Source organism: Vibrio barjaei (genome assembly GCF_001639065.2).
GTDB classification, from domain to species: Bacteria; Pseudomonadota; Gammaproteobacteria; order Enterobacterales; family Vibrionaceae; genus Vibrio; species Vibrio barjaei.
In genome coordinates, this window is the sequence record NZ_LQXO02000053.1 from 526,074 (window position 1) to 545,345 (window position 19,272).

A 19,272-nucleotide genomic window follows, 5' to 3' on the forward strand; every position below is an offset into this window, starting at 1 on the left:
ATCAAAAATAATATTAGAACATCATCCACAACAAGCAAGCTAAATATTCACTTTCATTTAACTCATATAGAAAACCCGCCAAAAAAGACGGGTTAGCCATTTAATATGAATAACGAAGACTACGCAAGTTCATGGGGAGCTATGTTATCTTTGGCCCAAATGAGGGCTTGCAGACGATTGTTCACCTTTATTTTTTTAAAAGTATTATGCAAGTGTGCTTTTACTGTATTTTCACTCACAAAAAGAGTCTCTGCTATTTGCGTGTTAGAAGCCCCATTACCCAAAAGTTTAATAATTTCTTGTTCTCTTCTAGTCAATTTAGTGTAGTAAGGGTTTGTCGTATGGCAATGTTTTCCTCGGTAAAGTTTAATGTATTCGTAAACCAACTTTCGGCTCATCCACATCTCACCGTTTAGTATGCACTTAAAACCTGTAATAAGCCGCTCTAGGTTATCGGTCGCATAGAATACACCTACTAAACGTTGCCAACGTAACATCTCCGAATGACGAATACCTGGAGAGGTATTTATCAAAACTTCTTGAGCTTCTAGTGAGAAAACATCCCTAACTTCATGGTATTGTCTTACCGCCGCATGGTCCATCGTCGGGTAGTCAATAATAATTAGATCGACATTGTAATCTTTGGTGCTGCGCCTGAGTTGACCAATACGTTCAGGTGAAATTAGCCGAATTTCCATATTAAGTTGCTGTTCAATCGACTCTTTTAACAGACTCGATTGCAAATTATTCTCTGCCAACAGAACCGCACGTTGGTTTCCCTCTACCAAGGTAGCCATAGTTCACTCCATGTGATTATTTTTGTTTTGAAAAGTAGTTCCAAAGTTAATATTGAATTCGATGCATTCTCATCCGTCAATAGCCTAGAAGTGCAATGAAATCGATTGCATTTGACTAACTTTTATTCAAAACAACGGCTTGCATATGCAGTCTCATTTTTGAGAAAAATATCAGTTGCAACTAAGCATCGAGTGTTAAATTGAGATATGAGATATAGCTCTCAAATACTAAATCAAAAGTTCAGTGTGAAATATTGAGGGGGTTTAGCTAGCAGTGGTACTTTTATTTAAAAGCCCCTAGTTAAAATAGCACTTAACAGGGGCTTAGATAGGTGGTTTAGTGAATTGGTGTCTGGCTCTTTTGATTAAACTTGCCAAAGTACTTTTCTAGCACTTCTGGAGTCAATTTACCTTCAGCCTCAAGCTTCTTTAACTCTGCAGCAATTTCACGCTGCTCTTCAATTGAAGGAAGAGCTACCTCTGGCTCAGACTCTGCTTGAGAAGACATCAACTCTAATTCTTTCTCAAAATCACTCATAACAAATTACCTTACTTAATCACTTAAACTGGTTCTAGTTTACTTGTTTTGGCGTGCTCATGCCATATTCCAGCTACAATTAGCCTACTTATGAGCATGTTTACTTCCTTCAACAATGAACACGTATTGCCAAATTATGAAACGTGAAGTGGTAACATCCTTGATTGTAATTACAAAACAATGACATAACTTAGGGAACTTTCGCGGTAGTTTTCCATCTACCTATTTATCTCAATCGCTCGCCATAAGGAAACATCATCATGCCAGCGCAGTCTTTCCAACAACTTCAACGCTATCTCGAATCTCAGGTTATTGGTCAGGACAACTTAGTGAAACAGTTGCTCGTAGCGTTGCTCGCTGATGGACATATACTGGTAGAAGGCCCTCCTGGTCTTGCAAAAACACGTGCGGTAAAGTCCTTAGCCGATTGCATTGAAGGTAGCTTTCATCGTATTCAGTTTACACCGGACCTTCTACCATCAGATTTAACAGGTACTGATATCTATCGTCCTGAGACTGGTGAGTTTCAATTTAAGTCTGGTCCGATATTTCATTCCCTTATTTTGGCGGATGAAGTAAACCGCGCACCAGCTAAAGTACAAGCGGCGATGCTAGAAGCAATGGCGGAGAAGCAGATTAGTGTTGGTCAAACGACCTACCCTCTTCCCGATCTTTTCCTCGTTATGGCCACACAAAACCCCATAGAACAAGAAGGAACCTATCCACTACCAGAAGCTCAGTTAGACCGCTTTTTGCTTCACTTAGAGGTCAATTACCCAAATGCGGATAGTGAGCTAGCGATCTTGAGGCTCAATCGCGGTGAAGCTTTAGGAGAAAGTCACCACTTTGAGAATCGTATTTCCCAACAAGAAATTTTCGAAGCGCGACGCCAAGTTTTATCCATTCATATGGCAGAGTCTATTGAAAAATATATCGTTCGATTGGTTATGGCAACACGAACTCCAGATGCTTATAGCAACGACCTAGTCAGCTGGATTGAGATGGGAGTGAGTCCACGTGCAACTATCGCATTAGATAGAGCAGCTCGAGCTCACGCTTGGCTATCTGGTCGCGACTTTGTAAGCCCAGAAGATATTCACGAAATCATTTACCCAGTTCTGCGACATCGACTGTTACTGACTTATCAAGCGCAGGCCGAAGGAATTGATGGCAATAGAATCATTGACGAGTTACTAAAAACCGTTGCATCGGCGTAGGTAAACTGGCTTATGTTCGGAAAATTTAACCTTGCTAAAGGTTTTCGAAAAGATACCAATAACAGTCACGTCCTCGAGACCGCTATCGTGCGCGGAGACTTGCCTATACAGTGTAATGGAGCCTCGATTTCTCTGCAGGAGCTCTGCTTCTATCAAACACACGGTAAACGTTGGCAGCCACCAGCTAAAAGCCTCTGGTCACAACTTAACGGACAGCATGCCAGCCCTCGCAAGGGACGTGGAATGACGTTTTCTGAAGTTCGCCAGTATCAAGCTGGTGATGACGTTAGACAAATAGATTGGCGCGTTACCGCTCGCACTGGCAAGGTGCACACTAAACTTTTTACTGAAGAGCGAGAACGCCCTGTCGTTCTATTCTTAGACCTGACACCAAGCATGTATACGGGAACGCAACTGCTGTTAAAGTCAGTGCAGCTTTGTCACTTAGCCAGTTTGTTAAGTTGGATTGCTATTGGCAATAAAGATCGCGTCGGCGCGGTTATTCGAACCAATAGACGTTTGTTTGAGCTTCGTCCTTCGAGCTCAAAAGCCTCGCTATACCAATTACTGCAGCAACTCGTCGACGCTCATAATGAGGGTTTTCATAACGTAGTAACGGAATCGAAGAGTGTTCCTAATTCTAACGATATGGAAAGTGACAAAGACCCTTATCAAGTACTAGCCAATCTCTGCAATAAAGGAAGTGAGGTCATTGTGATCAGTGATTTCTCGGCGACTTCTGATAGGGATATAAGCGCCATTTCGAAGCTATCTAAACACAACCGTGTACGAGCTATTCAGGTGTTTGACCCTATCGAGCTTGGTATCACCAAAGCTAAGGGTATACAAAACGTAATGGGTAAAAATGAACGGTTATCAATAGACTTTTCTAATGATCGTACAAGGAAAACCGTTGAATCCATATATACGCAGCAACAGCGCGAGCTAACTTCCAAGTTAAATCGATATGGTATTGCCTTATCTCAAGTATCAAGCGGAACACCGCTTTTACAACAGCTATTAATGTCCAATTTTAAGTAGTGAATTATGAGCCAGCTAAGTCAGCCTCAAACTTTACCTTTAAAGCCATTACACCTACCAACCGAGCCTAGCGTTTGGCCCCTACCTTGGGGATACTGGGCTTTACTGGGTTTCATTGTGCTTTCCATCATTTTAACTGTTCTATTGATACGTAGAAAACGTAAGCAAGAGCGCGCAAAAAAAGCCGCTTTAAAAATGCTTACAAGCGATGTGTCCACATTGTCACCCGCTGAAGCCAATGAAATATTACGCCAAGCGGCGCTTAGCTACTTCCCTAGAAAAGAGGTGGCTAATTTGACTGGACAATCATGGTTGAGTTTTTTGGATTCACAACTTGCCTCGCCGAGGTTTATACCCAATGAATCTTCGTGGCACTCCGCACTATACAACAGCGCCAATCCTCCAAAAGATGAGGAGGCAAACTTAATCTCCGATTGTAAATACTGGGTACAGAATGCGCTGCCTCCAAAAAGAAAATATCGAAACTGGAATGCTGCATAATGAGTGAATTTACATTTGAATGGTGGTGGCTATTCGCTTTGCTACCCCTGCCATACCTCAGTTATAAGTTCTTTCAACCTAAACAACCAAGCGCATCTATAGTTTTACCTCACATTTCAGGCATGCCAGCTGCGAGCCGAAAGAAAATACTACTCGTCCGGACCATCGCAATAATGGCATGGGTAAGCCTAGTATGTGCTGCTGCTCGACCAATTTGGTATGGCGAGCCTATTGAGATTCAGCCAAAGCACCGTGACATGATGCTTGTCATCGACCTCTCCTATTCAATGAGCCAACAAGATATGGCATATCAAGATGGTTACATTGATAGGCTCACTGCCGTCAAACATGTGGTGTCAGATTTTGTTGACCGTCGCAAGGGAGATCGAGTCGGATTAGTATATTTTGCTGACCACGCTTATTTGCAGACCCCACTGACCTTCGACAGAGAGACCGTTAAAACTCAGCTTAATCAAACCGTATTAAAACTGATTGGCACCCAGACTGCCATAGGAGACGGTATTGGACTTGCGACAAAAACCTTTGTCGATAGTAACGCTCCGCAACGAGTCATGATATTACTCAGTGATGGCAGCAATAACGCCGGTGTTCTTGACCCTGTTCAAGCAGCAGAAATCGCCAAAAAGTACGGCACCACGATTTACACCATAGGTGTCGGCGCAGGTGAGATGCAGGTTAAAGATTTCTTTATGACCCGCACGGTAAACACCGCAGAAGATTTAGACGAAAAGACATTGATAAAAATCGCTAACATAACTGGCGGACAATATTTCAGAGCTCGTAATGCCGATGAACTAGCGACCATTTACGATACCATCAATGCACTACAACCTGTTCAGCAAGCCACCCAATCCTGGAGACCTCAAACCGAGTGGTTTGCACTACCCGCGACGGTCAGCCTGTTGCTGATTATGCTTTTAGTGATACTAAGGAGAGAAAAAGATGAATTTTGAATTTCTCTATCCGCAAGCGTTTTGGCTACTTTTGCCTGTTGCTTTAGTTGTTGCGGTGAAGAACTACCGTCAATCTAGCTCATCACTTATCGCCTCTCACTTAGAAAAAGCGTTGAAGTTGCAATCTGATTCCAAAAAGTCAGCTCAGTTTTGGTTAACGTTACTTTGTCTTGTTCTGATAACCGCGATTGCAGGACCGAGCTTTGAAACCCAAACTCGGCCTGCATTTCAATCATCCAGTGCCAGAGTGTTAGTGTTAGACATGTCTCGTTCGGTCTATGCCAATGACATCAAACCTAGCCGCCTCGCTCAAATAAAGTACAAGGCACAGGATCTACTTCCATTGATTACCGATGGGCAGACCGGATTAGTAGCCTACGCAGGCGATGCTTACACTTTAAGCCCCCTAACGACAGATTCCGCCACGCTGGGCAACCTAATCACAAACCTTTCGCCGGAGATCATGCCATTCCAAGGTGCGAGAGCAGACTTAGCCGTAAAGCAAGCTATCGATATGATGAAACAAGCAGGCTTGTCTAACGGTGAAATCATTCTATTTTCTGATGATCTAGGCCAAAGTGAACTTAAAGCAATTGAAGCGGTGCTCAGCGGTCATAGCTGGAAACTTTCAGTCTTAGCGTTCGGAACCACTGGAGGCGCACCTATTGCACTACCCGACGGCTCTCTGCTGACTGACAAGTCGGGAAACACCGTCGTTGCCAAAACTCACTTCACAAACTTAGAGCAAGCAGCAAAAGTGGGACGAGGGCACTATACAACGTATCGAAGTGACAATCAGGACATTTCGAGTCTGATCCAAACCTCAGATGTAACCGCAAACCTTAAGAAAGAAGGAGAGCAAAGCGTCGATATAAGGGTAAATAACGGCTACTGGCTACTTCCTCTTGTATTAGTACTCTTGCTGCCATTATTTAGAAAAGGCGTAGTGTTTTGCTCTCCTTTACTCGCTATTCTTTTTGGTTTTAATAGTAACAGCGCAGAGGCGTCCATCATTGATAGCGCATTCAATAATCAGAACCAACTTGGTTACCACGCCTTTCAAGATAAAGATTACGAGTCCGCCAAGAACTTGTTCAGCAACAAGCAATGGTTAGCAGCGGCGCAATATGAAAATGGCGATTACCAACAAGCTATCGACAACTTACAGGGCGAGAGCGATATCAGCGCTTTATATAACCTTGGTAATGCCTATGCCCAGCATGGTGAATTGGAAAAAGCAGCTGATATGTATCAACAAGTGCTCAATCAACAGCCTAACCATGCTGATGCGAAGTTTAATCTTAATCTAGTTAAAGACGCAATGAAGCAACAGCAACAGCAACAGCAACAGCAACAGCAACAGCAACAGCAACAGCAACAGCAACAAAATGGTGGCAACGGGGCAAAGACAAGTCAACAACAATCGCAATCTAACGCTAATTCAAGCAGTAAAGAGAACTCATCTGGTGAAACCGCAAAACCAGACTCAGAGCGCACAAAGAATAATTCGCAACCAGAGCATTCCGATAGTAATAAAGAACCTCGGAATCAGCAGGCAAAGCAGCCTCAAGAGAAAGACAATACAACTAAAGCATCAACTGAGAAATCCGCTAGTGCGAGTTCCGGTGAGCAACAGTCACAAGCTTCTGAAGAGCAAAAGCAAGCTCAACTAGCTAAAGAGACAACACAACAAAACGTCGACCCCGATCTTAGAAAACTTGAGCAAATTGAAAGCGTGCGCGACCCAAGTTATTTGCTGCGTGCACAAATGTTGTTGCAATCGAAGAATAAAGAAGTCCCTACCTCAACAGGGAAAGATTGGTAATTACAATGAAGAACATAAAATCTCTCACCTTAGTGCTACTCGCTATTATTAGTTCTGCTGTCAGCTTTTCATCATGGGCATTGAACGTAACAGCAAGCGTAAACAAGACCAAAGTCAGCAAAGATGAGGTCATTCAGTTAAAAATCGTCGCAGACCAAAAACTAGACGGAAATAAGGTGGACTTTAGTTCACTTTCAAAAGACTTCTATCTTGGTCGACCCAATTTTAGCTCTTCCGTCAATATCTTGAATGGCACGCGTACAGACAGCAGTATTTGGACGGTGGCGATCGCCCCACAAAGAATTGGCAAACTGACCATCCCTAGTTTTGATGTCAATGGTGTTGCCACCTCCCCTATTACATTGAACGTTACCATCGATGAGCAAACACCTACGACCAAAGACATGATTGAAGTTCGTACTCAATTAAGTAAGTCAGAACTTTATCCCAAGGAAAGTGCGTTACTAGATACAAGAATCATTGTTAAGGTCGATCCCCGTTTACTGCAAAACCCCAACTTAACCTCACCAGAAGCGCCAGGGTTAGATATTGAGGCAGTTGGCGAACCTAAACAGTATCAAGCTGTGCTTGATGGTATGGAGGTTATGATCATTGATCAGTCATACAGAGTCACCGCTATCGATAGTGGTAATTTCGCCATTAAAGCGCCAACACTCACTGGGGGGGTTCTTTATGGGAACAATAGAAGTGGAACTACGAAGATCCTCACTCTGGATACCAACTCACCTACGGTTGACTTAAAAGTTGACCCAGTACCGGAAGGCTATACCGATAGTTGGTTACCGACTTCGAAACTTTCTCTGTCTCAAACCTGGAAATTAGATAGTGGGAAAAACGTAGAGACGAAGTCAGTTTCAATTGCCAGCGGCGACTCCTTAACACGAACCATTACTCTAACGGCAACAGGGCTAACGTCAGCTCAGTTACCTAATATATCGGTCAGTAACCCCGATGCGTTTCGGGTCTATTCAGAAAAGCCATCGTTCAAAAGTAACGATGATGGCAGCGTCACTATGATCACTAAACAAGTTCTCATAGCTCAACATGGTGGCGACTTTACTCTTCCTGCTGTAAAGATTAATTGGTGGGATTCAGTGAATAAAAAGCCAGCCCAAACTGAACTGGAAGGGTTGAACGTTTCGGTAACAGCCAACGAAGTGATTAACGCCGTATCGCCAGTCTCAAGTACAACATCAAGCCTGCCTGGTAGAACAATCGTTAAAGACTCAGGTAGTTGGCCTTATATCGCCGGATTATTAGCTGCACTCTGGGTTTTCTCTAGTGCAATGTGGTACCGCACTAGTAAAGCCAATCAGAACCAAATTAATGACAAATCACCAATGAGTTCAATAAACAATGCATCGATTAAAGAAAACTTAATTGCTGCGATTAAAAACCGAGATCCAATTGCAACACAAACAGCATATCGGTCATGGAAAAGAACAATCTCATTGTCAGAAGAAGATGATGCACTTTTGAGGAACGAAATAGCCAAGATGAACAGTGCGATAATTGGCAGCGACAAAGACGTCATATGGGATGATAAGACCGCATTGAAATTGATTGGGAAAGCGAAGGTTCAGCAACCCCAAGCAGGATCAGCACTCGCTCAACTGTAATGTGCAATACCTAATAGATCCAATAAAGCGCCCCTTTAATAGGGGCGCTTTCGTCGTTTTAGGTTTTCAAGACATTATAAGTAGAAACGAGTACCGATAATGAATTGGTTGTCTTGCGCTTTGCGGTAATCTACATTCGCACCAGTCTCGCCTTGGTTGTCGAAGTTATAACCTGTATATGCTCGAACGCGTGGGTTAATTGTATATTCTGCTTGAACAGAAGTTCCAGATTTAACACGCACATTGTTTTCTGTGTCTTGCATTTCTTCATGCTTTAGGATTAAGTTCAAACCCATGTCAAAACCGTATGCAAGAATCGAGTCTACAGCTTGAGTTTTCGCAATTAGTTTGCTGTCGAATGAGTTCATATTTTTGTTGTCAGCGAATGTAGCTGCAACATATAAACCCGCGCCGAAATTACCATACTTAGCTGAAACCAAGTTAGACTCAGCAAGCTTAGCTACATTGCGCTCAACAACATTGCCGCTGTTGAATGCATAGTTGACGTTGAAACCTGAGATCGTATAGCCGAGAGCAACTTGACCACGGTTTTGCGAACTTAGCCAAGTTTGAGTTTTTGTTGAATAAACTTGATCGCCAGCACCCGCTACCGTTTTGCCATCTTGCTTATAACCGATGGTTTCATCGACGGAGTTAGCACCTTGCCAGCCAGCACCGATTGTCAAAGCACCCGCTTCATCAAAGTCAATAGTATTGTAGTACGCCGCTAACTTATCAGCACGCGCAGTACCAAATAAACCTTGATTGTCGTAAAGGAAATCATTAGACCAACCGATTGGCGTATCGACAACGCCGGCTGCCATGTAATAAGGAGACCATTGAGTACCTGCTGCGATACGGCCGTATGTTTCATGCCCTATACCAATATAACCCAAACGAGTCGTAAAGGTGTTTTTGCCACCTTCTAACATGTTCATTGCCCACTCTCCTTTGAAGTCTGCCTTAAAGCCATTGCCAAGGTCATGGATCACTTCAAGATTAATACGAGGAGACTTTTCTTCAACGCGAGCGTCTTTTCCTGCATGAGCACCAGTTAGACCGATAGTCGCATGACCACCGATAGACATTTGTGTGCCTTCTTTGTTGTAGATTTCTAGCGCGTTAGCTTGAGTGCCAATCGTTGCTGCAGTCACTGCAAGAGCAAGTAGAGTTTTGTTCATTATGATTTCCATATATGACAGTTAGGTACTTTTATTCGCGTTACAGAACGTAAGTACTTGGGTGTTAATGCCGTATTGCTCATAGGTGCTGTGCGCAACACTGATGAACAATTCGTTAAAAACTTGAAACTTGTAATATGGAGATACTTTAAAGAGAGAGTTCCCAGAAGTGATGTGAAATGAAATGAAGTTTTAGAGTATAAAGTAACTGCTATTTTTATTATTTAAAAACAAATAGTTATAACTAAATTGATTAGTAATTTAGACAACTTACTAGAATTTGTAAGATATTTTTACCACAAACACATTTATGCACTAAATAACACCCAAAGCTCACATTCACTGCGGCGTTTATCTAACAAAAAAACCCGCTCTTAGAGCGGGTTTTTAGAATTAGGTAGTTAGCTTTCCATTATAGGAAGAAACGAACACCAGCCATCCACATGTTGTCGCGGTCTTCTTTGAAGTCGCCAGTGCCTTGAAGGTCGAACTCATAACCTGCATATGCACGCATGCGAGTAGTTACGTCGTACTCAGCTTGGATTGCTGAAGTTGCGTAGATAGTTTCGCCATTGTAGCCAGAACCTAGCGTATCACCGTCGTTCTTAACTGCTTCGTAGTTTACAGATAGGTTAAGGCTGTTTGACAGACCGTAAGCTAGGATTGCTTCATAAGCCTTAGTATCTTTAAGCTGGATACCTTCATAGCTGTTCATGTAATCGTTCATTGCATAAACACCAGCTACGTATAGACCTTTACCGTAAGTACCGTACTTAGCAGAAATTAGGTGAGATTGTGCTGTGTCATCTAGTGAAGGTGTCAGTGTACCTGTCGATGTAATATCACCACCAGTGTACGCATAGTTGATACCAAAGCCCGCTACATCGTAACCAAGTTGAACTTGTCCACGTTGACCTAGGTCGTATTTACCTGCAACAACACCGCTAGGAATATCTGTGTTATCGATGTCGTTAGCACCTTGCCAACCTAGACCGAAGTTAAATGCACCAGCGTTACCAAAATCAAATGCGTTTGTGTAAGCAAGCATAGCGTCTGCACGACCAGTACCTAGGGCACCGTGGTTGTCGTATAGGAAGTCATTCGCAAAAGCGATTGGAAGGTCAGCTACGCCGCCAGCTGTGTAGTATGGAGCCCACTGAGTACCAACCGCTACGCGACCTAGTTCAGCGTGGCTAACACCAATGTAGCCTAGACGAGTAGTGAAAGAGTTATCACCGCCGTCAAGCATGTTTAGAGCCCACTCACCTTTAGCATCAGCAGTAAAGCCGTTACCTAGATCTTGAGTAGCTTCAAAGTTAATACGTGGAGATACAGAGTTTACACCAGCATCGCCTTTCTCAGAGTCTTGAACGCCAACAGAAACGTGACCGCCTACAGAGAAAGTAGAACCGTCTTGGTTGTATAGCTCAACTGCTTGAGCAGTAGTACCGAAAGCTGCAGCAGAAACTGCTAATGCAATAATTTTTTTGTTCATTGGGATTTCCATATTTCAAGTTTTATGTGTCATTTCAACGAATGACATAACGCACATAAAGCTGTTACGTACACAGACATAACACCCATGCATGTAACCCGACTTGATGTAACGCTGGATTAACATGACGGAAATCACTCTAACCCTAAAGTTCCCAAAGGCTTCATAAAAAGACGTAAAAGATTAAAAACAGTGTTTTCTATTTTATATAATCATTAAAATACAACAACTTAAGATAATTAGAAAAAACGTAAAACGATCTAAAACAACCATTTAGATGAGGATGATTTATGTTTTTTGTTGTTTTAGAGTGATTAAATTCACATTTTTAAACACTTTCCGGTTATTTATCAGACAGAGAAGCACGTGAAATTCAACAAGTTACGTTTTGTTATTTCTGTTTAATTAGTAGATTTAAGTCTTCAAAACACATCATTTTTGTCAACAATCTCCCATTTTTTGAGTAACGCCTGTTGAGTGACTTTGTTGTGAGTTATAAAACTGCCAATGAAGCACGTCATTTATGAGCGATAGATCACAAAAGAGTAATTAGAGGGGAACTATTTGGAATTTAGAAAGGAAAGCTAGAAAAGGCGTTCTATCCTTCCATTAGGCCACTTATGTCATAAGGCAATAAATGGTCTAGCAGTGGAAACATTGCAGTGGTTAATAATAATCAAAGGATAGAATTATGAAAATGGCAGCCATCGCTACGGCGATTACAACAGCATTCGTCTCTGGTTCAGCACTTGCTGCAGAGGTTTACAATTCAGATGGTACTTCATTAAATATTGGTGGACGTGCAGAGTTCCGTGGTGATTTTATCGGTAAATCATCGGGTGCTGAGTTGGACGGTTCAATGGATAACAACTCCCGCTTCCGTTTGAACGTAGGCGGAAACACACAGATAACCAATGACCTTTCTGGTTTCGCATTTTACGAAGCGGAACAGGGCGTGAATTCGGATGGTTCTGGAGCGGGAAATAGTCAAACAGAAAATTTCAAACAACGCTACATGTATGCAGGCCTTCAAACTAACTTTGGTGCAATCTCATTTGGTCGCCAAGATACAGCTTTAGTACAGCTATCTCAAATGTCTGATATTGCAACATACACTGGTGCTCAAAAAGAGTTTATTGATGCCGGTAACGAGCAAGCTAACAACAACATCCTTTATACTGGAATGTTCGCTGATGATGCTTTGTCTTTGAAAGCAAATGCTATTCTGAGTGATGAAAAAGATCAAAATAGCTACGGTATATCTGGTATCTACACGTTACCTATGGGTCTTGGTATTGGTTTAGGTTATGCAGGGGGAGACGAATGGATAACTAGTGCTACCGATACTGCGGAGACAAGCCAGTTTATGGGTGGTCTAAGTTACGCTGTTGGTCAACTATATGTAGCTGGTACATACACTCAAGGTAAGGTCAAAGAATCAGCTGGTGATGTAGATTTCACCGGTTACGAGTTCGCTGGACAATATAAGTTTGATAATGGTTTTGTGGCTCAAGGTGTTTACGCAAAACAAGAAAGTGATACCTCTCCTACAGACTCTTCTACCTTAGAAAAAAACAATTATGTCGAGTTGACGGGTAAATACTACTTCAACAATTCGATTCACTCTTATTTGAGCTACAAGTTCAATATGCTAAAAGCTGACAGTAGCTCGTTGTCCAAAGATGCGGATGATTCACTTCGTTTAGGTCTTCGCTACGACTTCTAAAACCAGCATTACATACTTCAAAAGGGCGATTAAACGCCCTTTTTTTGCACCGACGTAATCCTTTAAACATACTTTTTAGCCCAACCCCAATTAAATCAAACCGTAACACAACTCACATTTTTCTGTCATACCCATCCAATAACTTACTCGCATCCCAAGAAGACGACGTCCTCACCGAAAGAAGGACGCGTTTTATTGATACTTAAAAGGTAAGAAAAATGAGAAAGGCAATTCTAGCGAGTGCTGTTTTAGCAGCGATGGTTTCAGGTTCAGTTTTGGCCGCAGAAGTATATAGCAAGGATGGAACAACCTTAAATATTGGTGGTCGTGCTGAGTTCCGTGGTGATTTTATTGGCGACAAAGGGGAGGAGATCGAAGGTTCAATGGCGAACAAGTCTCGCTTTCGTCTAAATGTTGGTGGTGCGACTCAAATTGCTGATGGCCTTACTGGATTTGGGTTCTACGAAGCTGAACAAAGTGTTCATTCATCTGGCGATAACACTGCAACTGATACTCTAAAACAGCGTTACATGTTTGCAGGTATTGGAACCCAGTTTGGTGATATCTCTTTTGGTAAGCAAGATACTGCAGGCGTTCAAATTTCACAAATGTCAGACGATGGACAGATTTGGACTGGAGGTCAGAAGACTTTCATTAATGCGGGTAATGAGCAGATAAATAATACTATCGCATATTCAAACGTATTTGCAGATGTTCTATCTATCAAGGCGAGTGCTATTGCTGCTGAAGAGAAAAATGGAAATGGCTATGGCCTTTCTGGTATTTATGCCACTCCATTTGGCTTAGATATTGGTCTAGGTTACGCCATGAACGACGTATCGAAAGATAAATTCCGTGGTAATGTAGATGAAACCGGTTCAGCAAATCAGTTTATCGGCGGTCTAAGCTACTCTATTGCAAGCCTAACTCTTGGTGGTACATATACTCAAGGTACTTACGATTTCGATAACGCTTCTGATGTCGACTACAATGGTGTCGAGCTGTCTGGTACTTACAAGTTTGATAATGGTTTCCGAATCATGGCGGCTTATGCTAAAGCTCAATACGAAGGGAAAGGCGTTGGTGAAAGCAAATACGACAAAGATGACTTCTTTGAACTAACAGGACAGTATCACTTCAATAAGTCATTACGCACCTATCTATCTTACAAAATAGATAATCGCAGTAAAGGTGACTATTCAGACATCGAAAACGATAAGATCGCCTACGATGTTGAAAACACGCTACGTCTAGGTCTACGTTACGACTTCTAAATTTTAACGTATCGTATAGATAAGAGGGCTAGGTCATCATGGCTTAGCCTTCCCTACTTTCGTGCAGCTGCACCATATCCTGTCGTAATGTTGACGTCCTTCTTCCTTAGAGAAATAGAATATCCCAATAAAACAAATAGTTAGAATTTTAGTGAAGTTGGCACAACTACTGCTTTAGTAGTAGAGACAAATGTTAGCAGCATTTGCACTTGTCAGACTCAGCATGGCGGAGTTGTTTTTCTAAGAGGGAGAAGGTGATTCTTAGCTATGCTATCTAGGCAGAAGAGACTGAACAAGTGGTCACTATTTTTGCCTCCCTAATAGAGGGAGGCTTTTTTTTACTTTATCGGATTAAGCGAACAACAAGAGCCCCCGCCTCTCTCAAACTATCAACGTTGTAGCTAATGACGGTACCATCATTAGGTGCGTAGTAACTGTCGGTCATACGACCAAAACTATCATATTGCACCGCCAGAAGTTGTCCCTTTTCCACTCTTTCCAAAAGGGTCACTTGTGGTAAAACAAAACCACCCTTATTAGCACGAACGCTGATGATTTCTTTCCCTTCGATGTCACACGGGGTAACGTTTGGTGATTCTCCTTCAATCACTCCTTGGCTAACAAGTATTTGCTTGATGCCGCACACCGCTCTCTCGATGAGTTCAGGTTGAGTCACTTTACCCATTCCAACTTCTACTGTTATGCAAGGAACACCCGAATTATTCCAGACGGTTTCCAACACACCGTGATCACCTGGATCGTTGAGAATAACATCTGGCTCCATGAGTCGAGCCATCTCCAATGCTTGCTCTAACCTAAAATCTGCAAACACATACAGTGGATACGTAGCACCACGCGTTTGCGTATGCAAATCGATAGCGATTTCACCATTTGGTTTTAATAACTGTGTCCAAATTGTATCAAGATAGCGATTGGCTGTATCAGCATTCGGATTACCGGGAAAAAAACGATTAAGATTGGCCGGAGATGAATCAGGGTCAGATGAGTGAAAATCTCGACTGTGGTTTAAAATGCCTGATAGATTGATTGATGGGACAATTGTTACCGAGCCAGCGTCTAGTACTTCTGGTAGACGCCTAATAAGTTCTTGAGCGGTCAAAACACCGTTTAACTCATCACCATGCACACCAGCAGTGATAACAACTTTAGGCCCAGGTTTCTCTGCTTTAGCGACAACCACAGGGAGTTGAACCGCAATCCCCATGGCGTTGGTTGAAGCTTTAAACCAAAAGTGATGAAGGCCGGCGGATAGGGTTTCAACATCTAATGAGCTGATGGCAGGAAAATTTTCTGACTCAATCACGTGTTTCGTTTCTCTTTCTGATAATAAAAAGCGGGCTAATGCCCGCTTAATCACTACACTAAATCAATGCTTAAGCCTAAGCAAATCCCATTAAGTGTGCTCCAACGACCACAAAGCTTGCTAAAACAAATAGCAGCAAAATAAAGCGCCAGCAGAACCTTGCCCAATCACCCCAATCAATACGGCAGACCCCTAAGGTTGCCATCAAAGATGCAGAGGTAGGAACAATAACATTGGTAAAACCATCACCCAATTGGAAAGCAAGTACGGCAACTTGACGAGTGACACCTGCAATATCAGCCAACGGCGCTAACAGTGGCATAGTCAACGCTGCCTGACCCGAACCAGAGGTCACAAAGAAGTTAAAGATGGATTGGAACACATACATTAACCAAGCAGCAGCCACATCAGGCAGGCCGCTAATCATTCCACCAGCGCCATTAAGGATCGAATTCAATACACTAGATTCGTCCGTGGTACCACCGCCAAGAATTAGTAGAACGCCCTTGGCACAGCCTACTAGCAAAGCAGGCGCTAACATAATACCAGCACCTTCTTTAAAAGCGTCCGCCATATCGTTAAGGGTCATACCATTCAAGCGGAATACCACACCAATCAGTCCCGCAACAAAACCCATGGTGAAGAACTGAGAAGCAATTTCTGGGATATACCATGCATGTGCTACCACCCCCCAGACAACCCAGATGGTCGTTGCTACAACAGTGGTCAGAACGAGAGTATCACCAAGATTCCAGCGTGATTCTTGCACTGTGTCTGTCTGTTTTCTAAAGAAGATGTCGGTACGGTGACTATATGATAATTCTGGGTTTGCTTTGATTCGAGATGCGTACACCATAGTGAACACAATACCTATGATGGTAAATGCAACCCACATAGCAATTCTCATCGACATTCCAGAGAGAACTGGAATTCCGGCAATACCTTGAGCAACGGCCACTGAAAACGGGTTCATCCATGAGGTAGCAAAACCAATCTGCGTAGCTACGTACGTCACCATTACAGTAGTAATACCATCATAGCCAAGACGTACCATAAGCGGAGCAATAATAATGGCGAAGGCAACGGCTTCTTCTCCCATTCCGAATACCGCGCCACCTAAAGAGAACAAAGCAAAAAGAACAGGGATAAAAAGTGCTTCACTTCCTTTGGTTTTATCAATCAAACGTAGAATACCGTTATCGATCGTACCGGTACGCATCACAATTCCAAATGCGCCCCCGATCACGAGCATAAACATGATTACACCGATCGCAGAACCCCACTTAGAACCAGAAACTAGTCCTTCAAACGCGAAATTCATTAATCCAATGCCGCCACCCGATGCGAATAATCCGACTGACTGATAGACTAATTCACCATTTTCATCAGTCGCATATTGGAATGAATGAGGATCAATAACGGTACGTGACTTCTCTGCACCATCTACCATATAGGTAACTTGCTGACTGTCGAAGTGTCCCGCAGGGATAAAGTAAGTCAAAATTGTCGCAAGAATGCCGACAATGAAAATTAAGATAAGAGTATCCGGCATCTGCCATGTTTTTGTGCCATCGGCAACATGCGCATGCTCTTTAGTATGAGTGTTCATAATTATGTATTAGCCAAGCATAAAATTTGGCATAAATATCCATTAATTGGCATAAAAAATCAATATAGCATCGAATAACATTTGAACATTCGAACCAATAATTGATCTGTAGCAGAAATAAATCCGCCGTTAACCTATTTGGTGCTTGATAAGATTCGTAGTAACATTGAGAAAAAATAAAGAAGTCAATTATGAGCTTACAACACCACCCTATTCAGGGCGCAGCATGGATGCTAGCAGCTGGCGCTTCCTTCGCTCTCGTCAATAACATTGCCCAAGTCGTCAGTATTAACCACGGTATGTCCTCTACTATGGTGGCTTTGATTCAATATGCCATCGCCTTTGTAGTTATCATCCCTTATCTGAGAACTCTGGGCTTTCGGCAGTCACTGCAAACCTCTCATTTTCCAGCACACCTATTTCGTGTCTTTCTCTCGGTAATAGGTATACAACTATGGATGTGGGCACTGGCTTATCCGGTCCCAATATGGCAAGGCATTGCGCTGTTGATGACGTCGCCTCTTTTTGCAACTTTAGGTTCAGGTTTAATATTAAAGGAAAATGTCGGTCCTGCGCGTTGGTTTGCAACCTTGTGTGGTTTTGTTGGTGCCATGATAATCCTAGAGCCCTGGTCTGATAACTTCAGTTGGGCATCCTTGCTTCCTGTTGGCGCAGCGTTTTTTTGGGCGTGTTATTCACTTATGGTGAAAAAGCTCTCTTCCGATGACTCGCCATCAACTATGGTCGTATACCTGCTGCTATTGATAACGCCATTTAACCTTTTCCTTGCCTTACCAGATTGGTCTCTCCCTTCTTCCGGCGTCGTTTGGGGCTTCCTGATCGTAGCAGGATCGCTAACAGCGCTTGCACAGTGGGCGATTGTTAAAGCTTATTCGGTCGCAGATGCGTCATTTGTCCAGCCTTTTGATCACGCAAAATTACCAATGAATGTACTTGCAGGTTGGATTGTTTTTGGTTGGGCTCCCCCAGGCCGATTATGGTTAGGAGCGGCTATAATTATAGCGTCGGTGGCATTTATTACTCAGTGGGAAACTAGAAAGCGAAAAAGTGCAGCAACTGTGAAATAAAACCCTGAGTTAGCAGTTCTAATTATTAAACGGATTATTTAAGAGGCTAACACTATGGCGGAACCAATCAAAATCACTCTTTATCGTTGGGCAGGTAGTTGGGGACCATTTAACGTCAACATTCCATGCGGAGAATGCACATTGACTAAAGATATTCTCAATGACACTTTCAATAACGAATTGGACGGTATCCCCATTAAGTTAGAAGTGAAAGATTGGTTATCTCACTGGTGGGAACCTTTAAAATCTGGAGCTTGGCACGCCCCTATTTTAATGGTTGAAGGTAAGGTAATCAGTCAAGGTGAAGCCCTGAACAGAGGTGTATTGGTTCAATCTGTTATTCAAGAGTGGACAAAGCGCGATACGCTTTCAGGTAACATTGTCTATGGCAAAGCAACCTGCCCATATTGCGTCAAAGCTAAGCAAATGCTTGATGATGCTGGCATTCCTTATACATACTCTGATGTCGTTAAAGATAGTGCCGCCCTTTATAGAATGATCCCTGAAGTAAAGGCACACATCGGATTAAAAACACCGGTAACCGTACCACAAATCTGGCTAGAAGATGAGTACATTGGCGGTGCAGACAATTTGGAAAGTTGGCTTAGCAAGCGTAATCTCGATAGCAAACCTGATAACGTTCTAGAGTTTAGTGAGAAAAACGTTTCCTAATCAAAAATTAGAGCTGTGAAATAGCAAAAAGCCCGCGATTAAATCGCGGGCTTTTTGCAAGAATTCCGTTACTTAGCTAGTTTTTTCATCATTCGCTTGATGAAAGATACTTTTTTAGGTTGTGGCTTGCCATACAGCATCTCGTCAATCATTTTTTTTGCAGCGATTTGACCAATGTAAGCAGCACCTAGTTCATAACCCATGTTCTTTCTCCAATAGGTATTTTGTAATTTAATTACTTTATGGCGTAATTATATACCTAAGAGACGCAAAAACAAGACATTAATCACACTTTTATGTAATTAACTTTCCACTAACAATGTCGCATTATGATATATGGCTAACCTTATGATAAATATACATAAAAAAT

The 19,272-nt window shown here is 42.5% G+C and carries 17 protein-coding genes; 10 read left to right on the forward strand and 7 right to left on the reverse strand.

Going from position 1 to position 19,272, the window contains the following annotated elements:
* Positions 1 to 119 precede the first annotated feature (119 nt).
* Together AWH66_RS22960 and AWH66_RS22965 are read right to left on the reverse strand one after the other, a co-directional pair.
* A complete protein-coding gene (locus AWH66_RS22960) occupies positions 120 to 797 on the reverse strand; it encodes a LuxR C-terminal-related transcriptional regulator (protein ID WP_006069047.1) in 678 nt (225 codons plus the stop codon).
* Between the two features lie 337 nt (positions 798 to 1,134).
* Positions 1,135 to 1,335 carry a hypothetical protein gene (locus tag AWH66_RS22965; protein WP_006069048.1) on the reverse strand — a complete coding sequence of 67 codons (201 nt, stop codon included), beginning with the start codon at positions 1,333 to 1,335 and terminating at the stop codon, positions 1,135 to 1,137.
* A 260-nt stretch (positions 1,336 to 1,595) separates the two neighbouring features.
* Between AWH66_RS22965 and AWH66_RS22970 the strand changes: the two genes are divergently transcribed.
* Genes AWH66_RS22970 through AWH66_RS22995 form a run of 6 tightly spaced genes read left to right on the forward strand, consistent with a single transcriptional unit; the run spans position 1,596 to position 8,533 of the window.
* Positions 1,596 to 2,552, forward strand: coding sequence for an AAA family ATPase (locus AWH66_RS22970; protein WP_063603298.1), 957 nt, complete (start codon positions 1,596 to 1,598; stop codon positions 2,550 to 2,552).
* A 12-nt stretch (positions 2,553 to 2,564) separates the two neighbouring features.
* Entirely contained in the window at positions 2,565 to 3,593 is a 1,029-nt protein-coding gene (locus tag AWH66_RS22975) for a DUF58 domain-containing protein (protein WP_083400113.1), read from the forward strand.
* Positions 3,594 to 3,599: 6 nt separating this feature from the next.
* A complete protein-coding gene (locus AWH66_RS22980) occupies positions 3,600 to 4,094 on the forward strand; it encodes a DUF4381 domain-containing protein (RefSeq protein WP_063603297.1) in 495 nt (164 codons plus the stop codon).
* The gene (locus tag AWH66_RS22985) at positions 4,094 to 5,068 is read left to right on the forward strand and encodes a vWA domain-containing protein (RefSeq protein ID WP_063603296.1); all 975 of its coding nucleotides are present in this window, start codon (positions 4,094 to 4,096) and stop codon (positions 5,066 to 5,068) included. Before AWH66_RS22980 ends, AWH66_RS22985 begins: the two co-directional genes overlap by 1 nt.
* A complete protein-coding gene (locus tag AWH66_RS22990) occupies positions 5,058 to 6,893 on the forward strand; it encodes a VWA domain-containing protein (RefSeq protein WP_071487871.1) in 1,836 nt (611 codons plus the stop codon). The genes AWH66_RS22985 and AWH66_RS22990 overlap by 11 nt, the downstream gene beginning before the upstream one ends.
* Positions 6,894 to 6,898: 5 nt before the next feature.
* Positions 6,899 to 8,533, forward strand: a complete 1,635-nt coding sequence (locus AWH66_RS22995) for a BatD family protein (RefSeq protein ID WP_063603294.1) — start codon at positions 6,899 to 6,901, stop codon at positions 8,531 to 8,533.
* Between the two features lie 74 nt (positions 8,534 to 8,607).
* On the opposite strand, the gene AWH66_RS23000 is transcribed toward AWH66_RS22995, so the two are convergent.
* Positions 8,608 to 9,714 carry a porin gene (locus tag AWH66_RS23000; protein WP_063603293.1) on the reverse strand — a complete coding sequence of 369 codons (1,107 nt, stop codon included), beginning with the start codon at positions 9,712 to 9,714 and terminating at the stop codon, positions 8,608 to 8,610.
* A 412-nt stretch (positions 9,715 to 10,126) separates the two neighbouring features.
* Positions 10,127 to 11,209 carry a porin gene (locus AWH66_RS23005; protein ID WP_063603292.1) on the reverse strand — a complete coding sequence of 361 codons (1,083 nt, stop codon included), beginning with the start codon at positions 11,207 to 11,209 and terminating at the stop codon, positions 10,127 to 10,129.
* Between the two features lie 691 nt (positions 11,210 to 11,900).
* Here AWH66_RS23005 and AWH66_RS23010 point away from each other — a divergent pair.
* A complete protein-coding gene (locus AWH66_RS23010) occupies positions 11,901 to 12,935 on the forward strand; it encodes a porin (RefSeq protein WP_063603291.1) in 1,035 nt (344 codons plus the stop codon).
* 218 nt (positions 12,936 to 13,153) lie between these two features.
* Positions 13,154 to 14,209 carry a porin gene (locus tag AWH66_RS23015; RefSeq protein WP_063603290.1) on the forward strand — a complete coding sequence of 352 codons (1,056 nt, stop codon included), beginning with the start codon at positions 13,154 to 13,156 and terminating at the stop codon, positions 14,207 to 14,209.
* Between the two features lie 343 nt (positions 14,210 to 14,552).
* Here AWH66_RS23015 and AWH66_RS23020 read toward each other — a convergent pair whose 3' ends face one another.
* Both AWH66_RS23020 and yfcC read right to left on the reverse strand, forming a co-directional pair.
* On the reverse strand, positions 14,553 to 15,533 hold the full coding sequence (locus AWH66_RS23020; RefSeq protein WP_071487872.1) for a succinylglutamate desuccinylase/aspartoacylase family protein: 981 nt from the start codon (positions 15,531 to 15,533) through the stop codon (positions 14,553 to 14,555).
* Positions 15,534 to 15,609: 76 nt separating this feature from the next.
* On the reverse strand, positions 15,610 to 17,085 hold the full coding sequence (gene yfcC, locus AWH66_RS23025) for a putative basic amino acid antiporter YfcC (RefSeq protein ID WP_207383168.1): 1,476 nt from the start codon (positions 17,083 to 17,085) through the stop codon (positions 15,610 to 15,612).
* A 248-nt stretch (positions 17,086 to 17,333) separates the two neighbouring features.
* Here yfcC and AWH66_RS23030 point away from each other — a divergent pair, with 248 nt between their 5' ends.
* Positions 17,334 to 18,230, forward strand: a complete 897-nt coding sequence (locus tag AWH66_RS23030; protein WP_063603288.1) for a DMT family transporter — start codon at positions 17,334 to 17,336, stop codon at positions 18,228 to 18,230.
* 54 nt (positions 18,231 to 18,284) lie between these two features.
* On the forward strand, positions 18,285 to 18,902 hold the full coding sequence (locus tag AWH66_RS23035; RefSeq protein ID WP_063603287.1) for a glutaredoxin domain-containing protein: 618 nt from the start codon (positions 18,285 to 18,287) through the stop codon (positions 18,900 to 18,902).
* Positions 18,903 to 18,970: 68 nt separating this feature from the next.
* Here the strand turns inward: AWH66_RS23035 and AWH66_RS26255 are convergent, their stop codons facing one another.
* The gene (locus AWH66_RS26255) at positions 18,971 to 19,105 is read right to left on the reverse strand and encodes a hypothetical protein (RefSeq protein WP_006069063.1); all 135 of its coding nucleotides are present in this window, start codon (positions 19,103 to 19,105) and stop codon (positions 18,971 to 18,973) included.
* Positions 19,106 to 19,272: the final 167 nt, after the last annotated feature.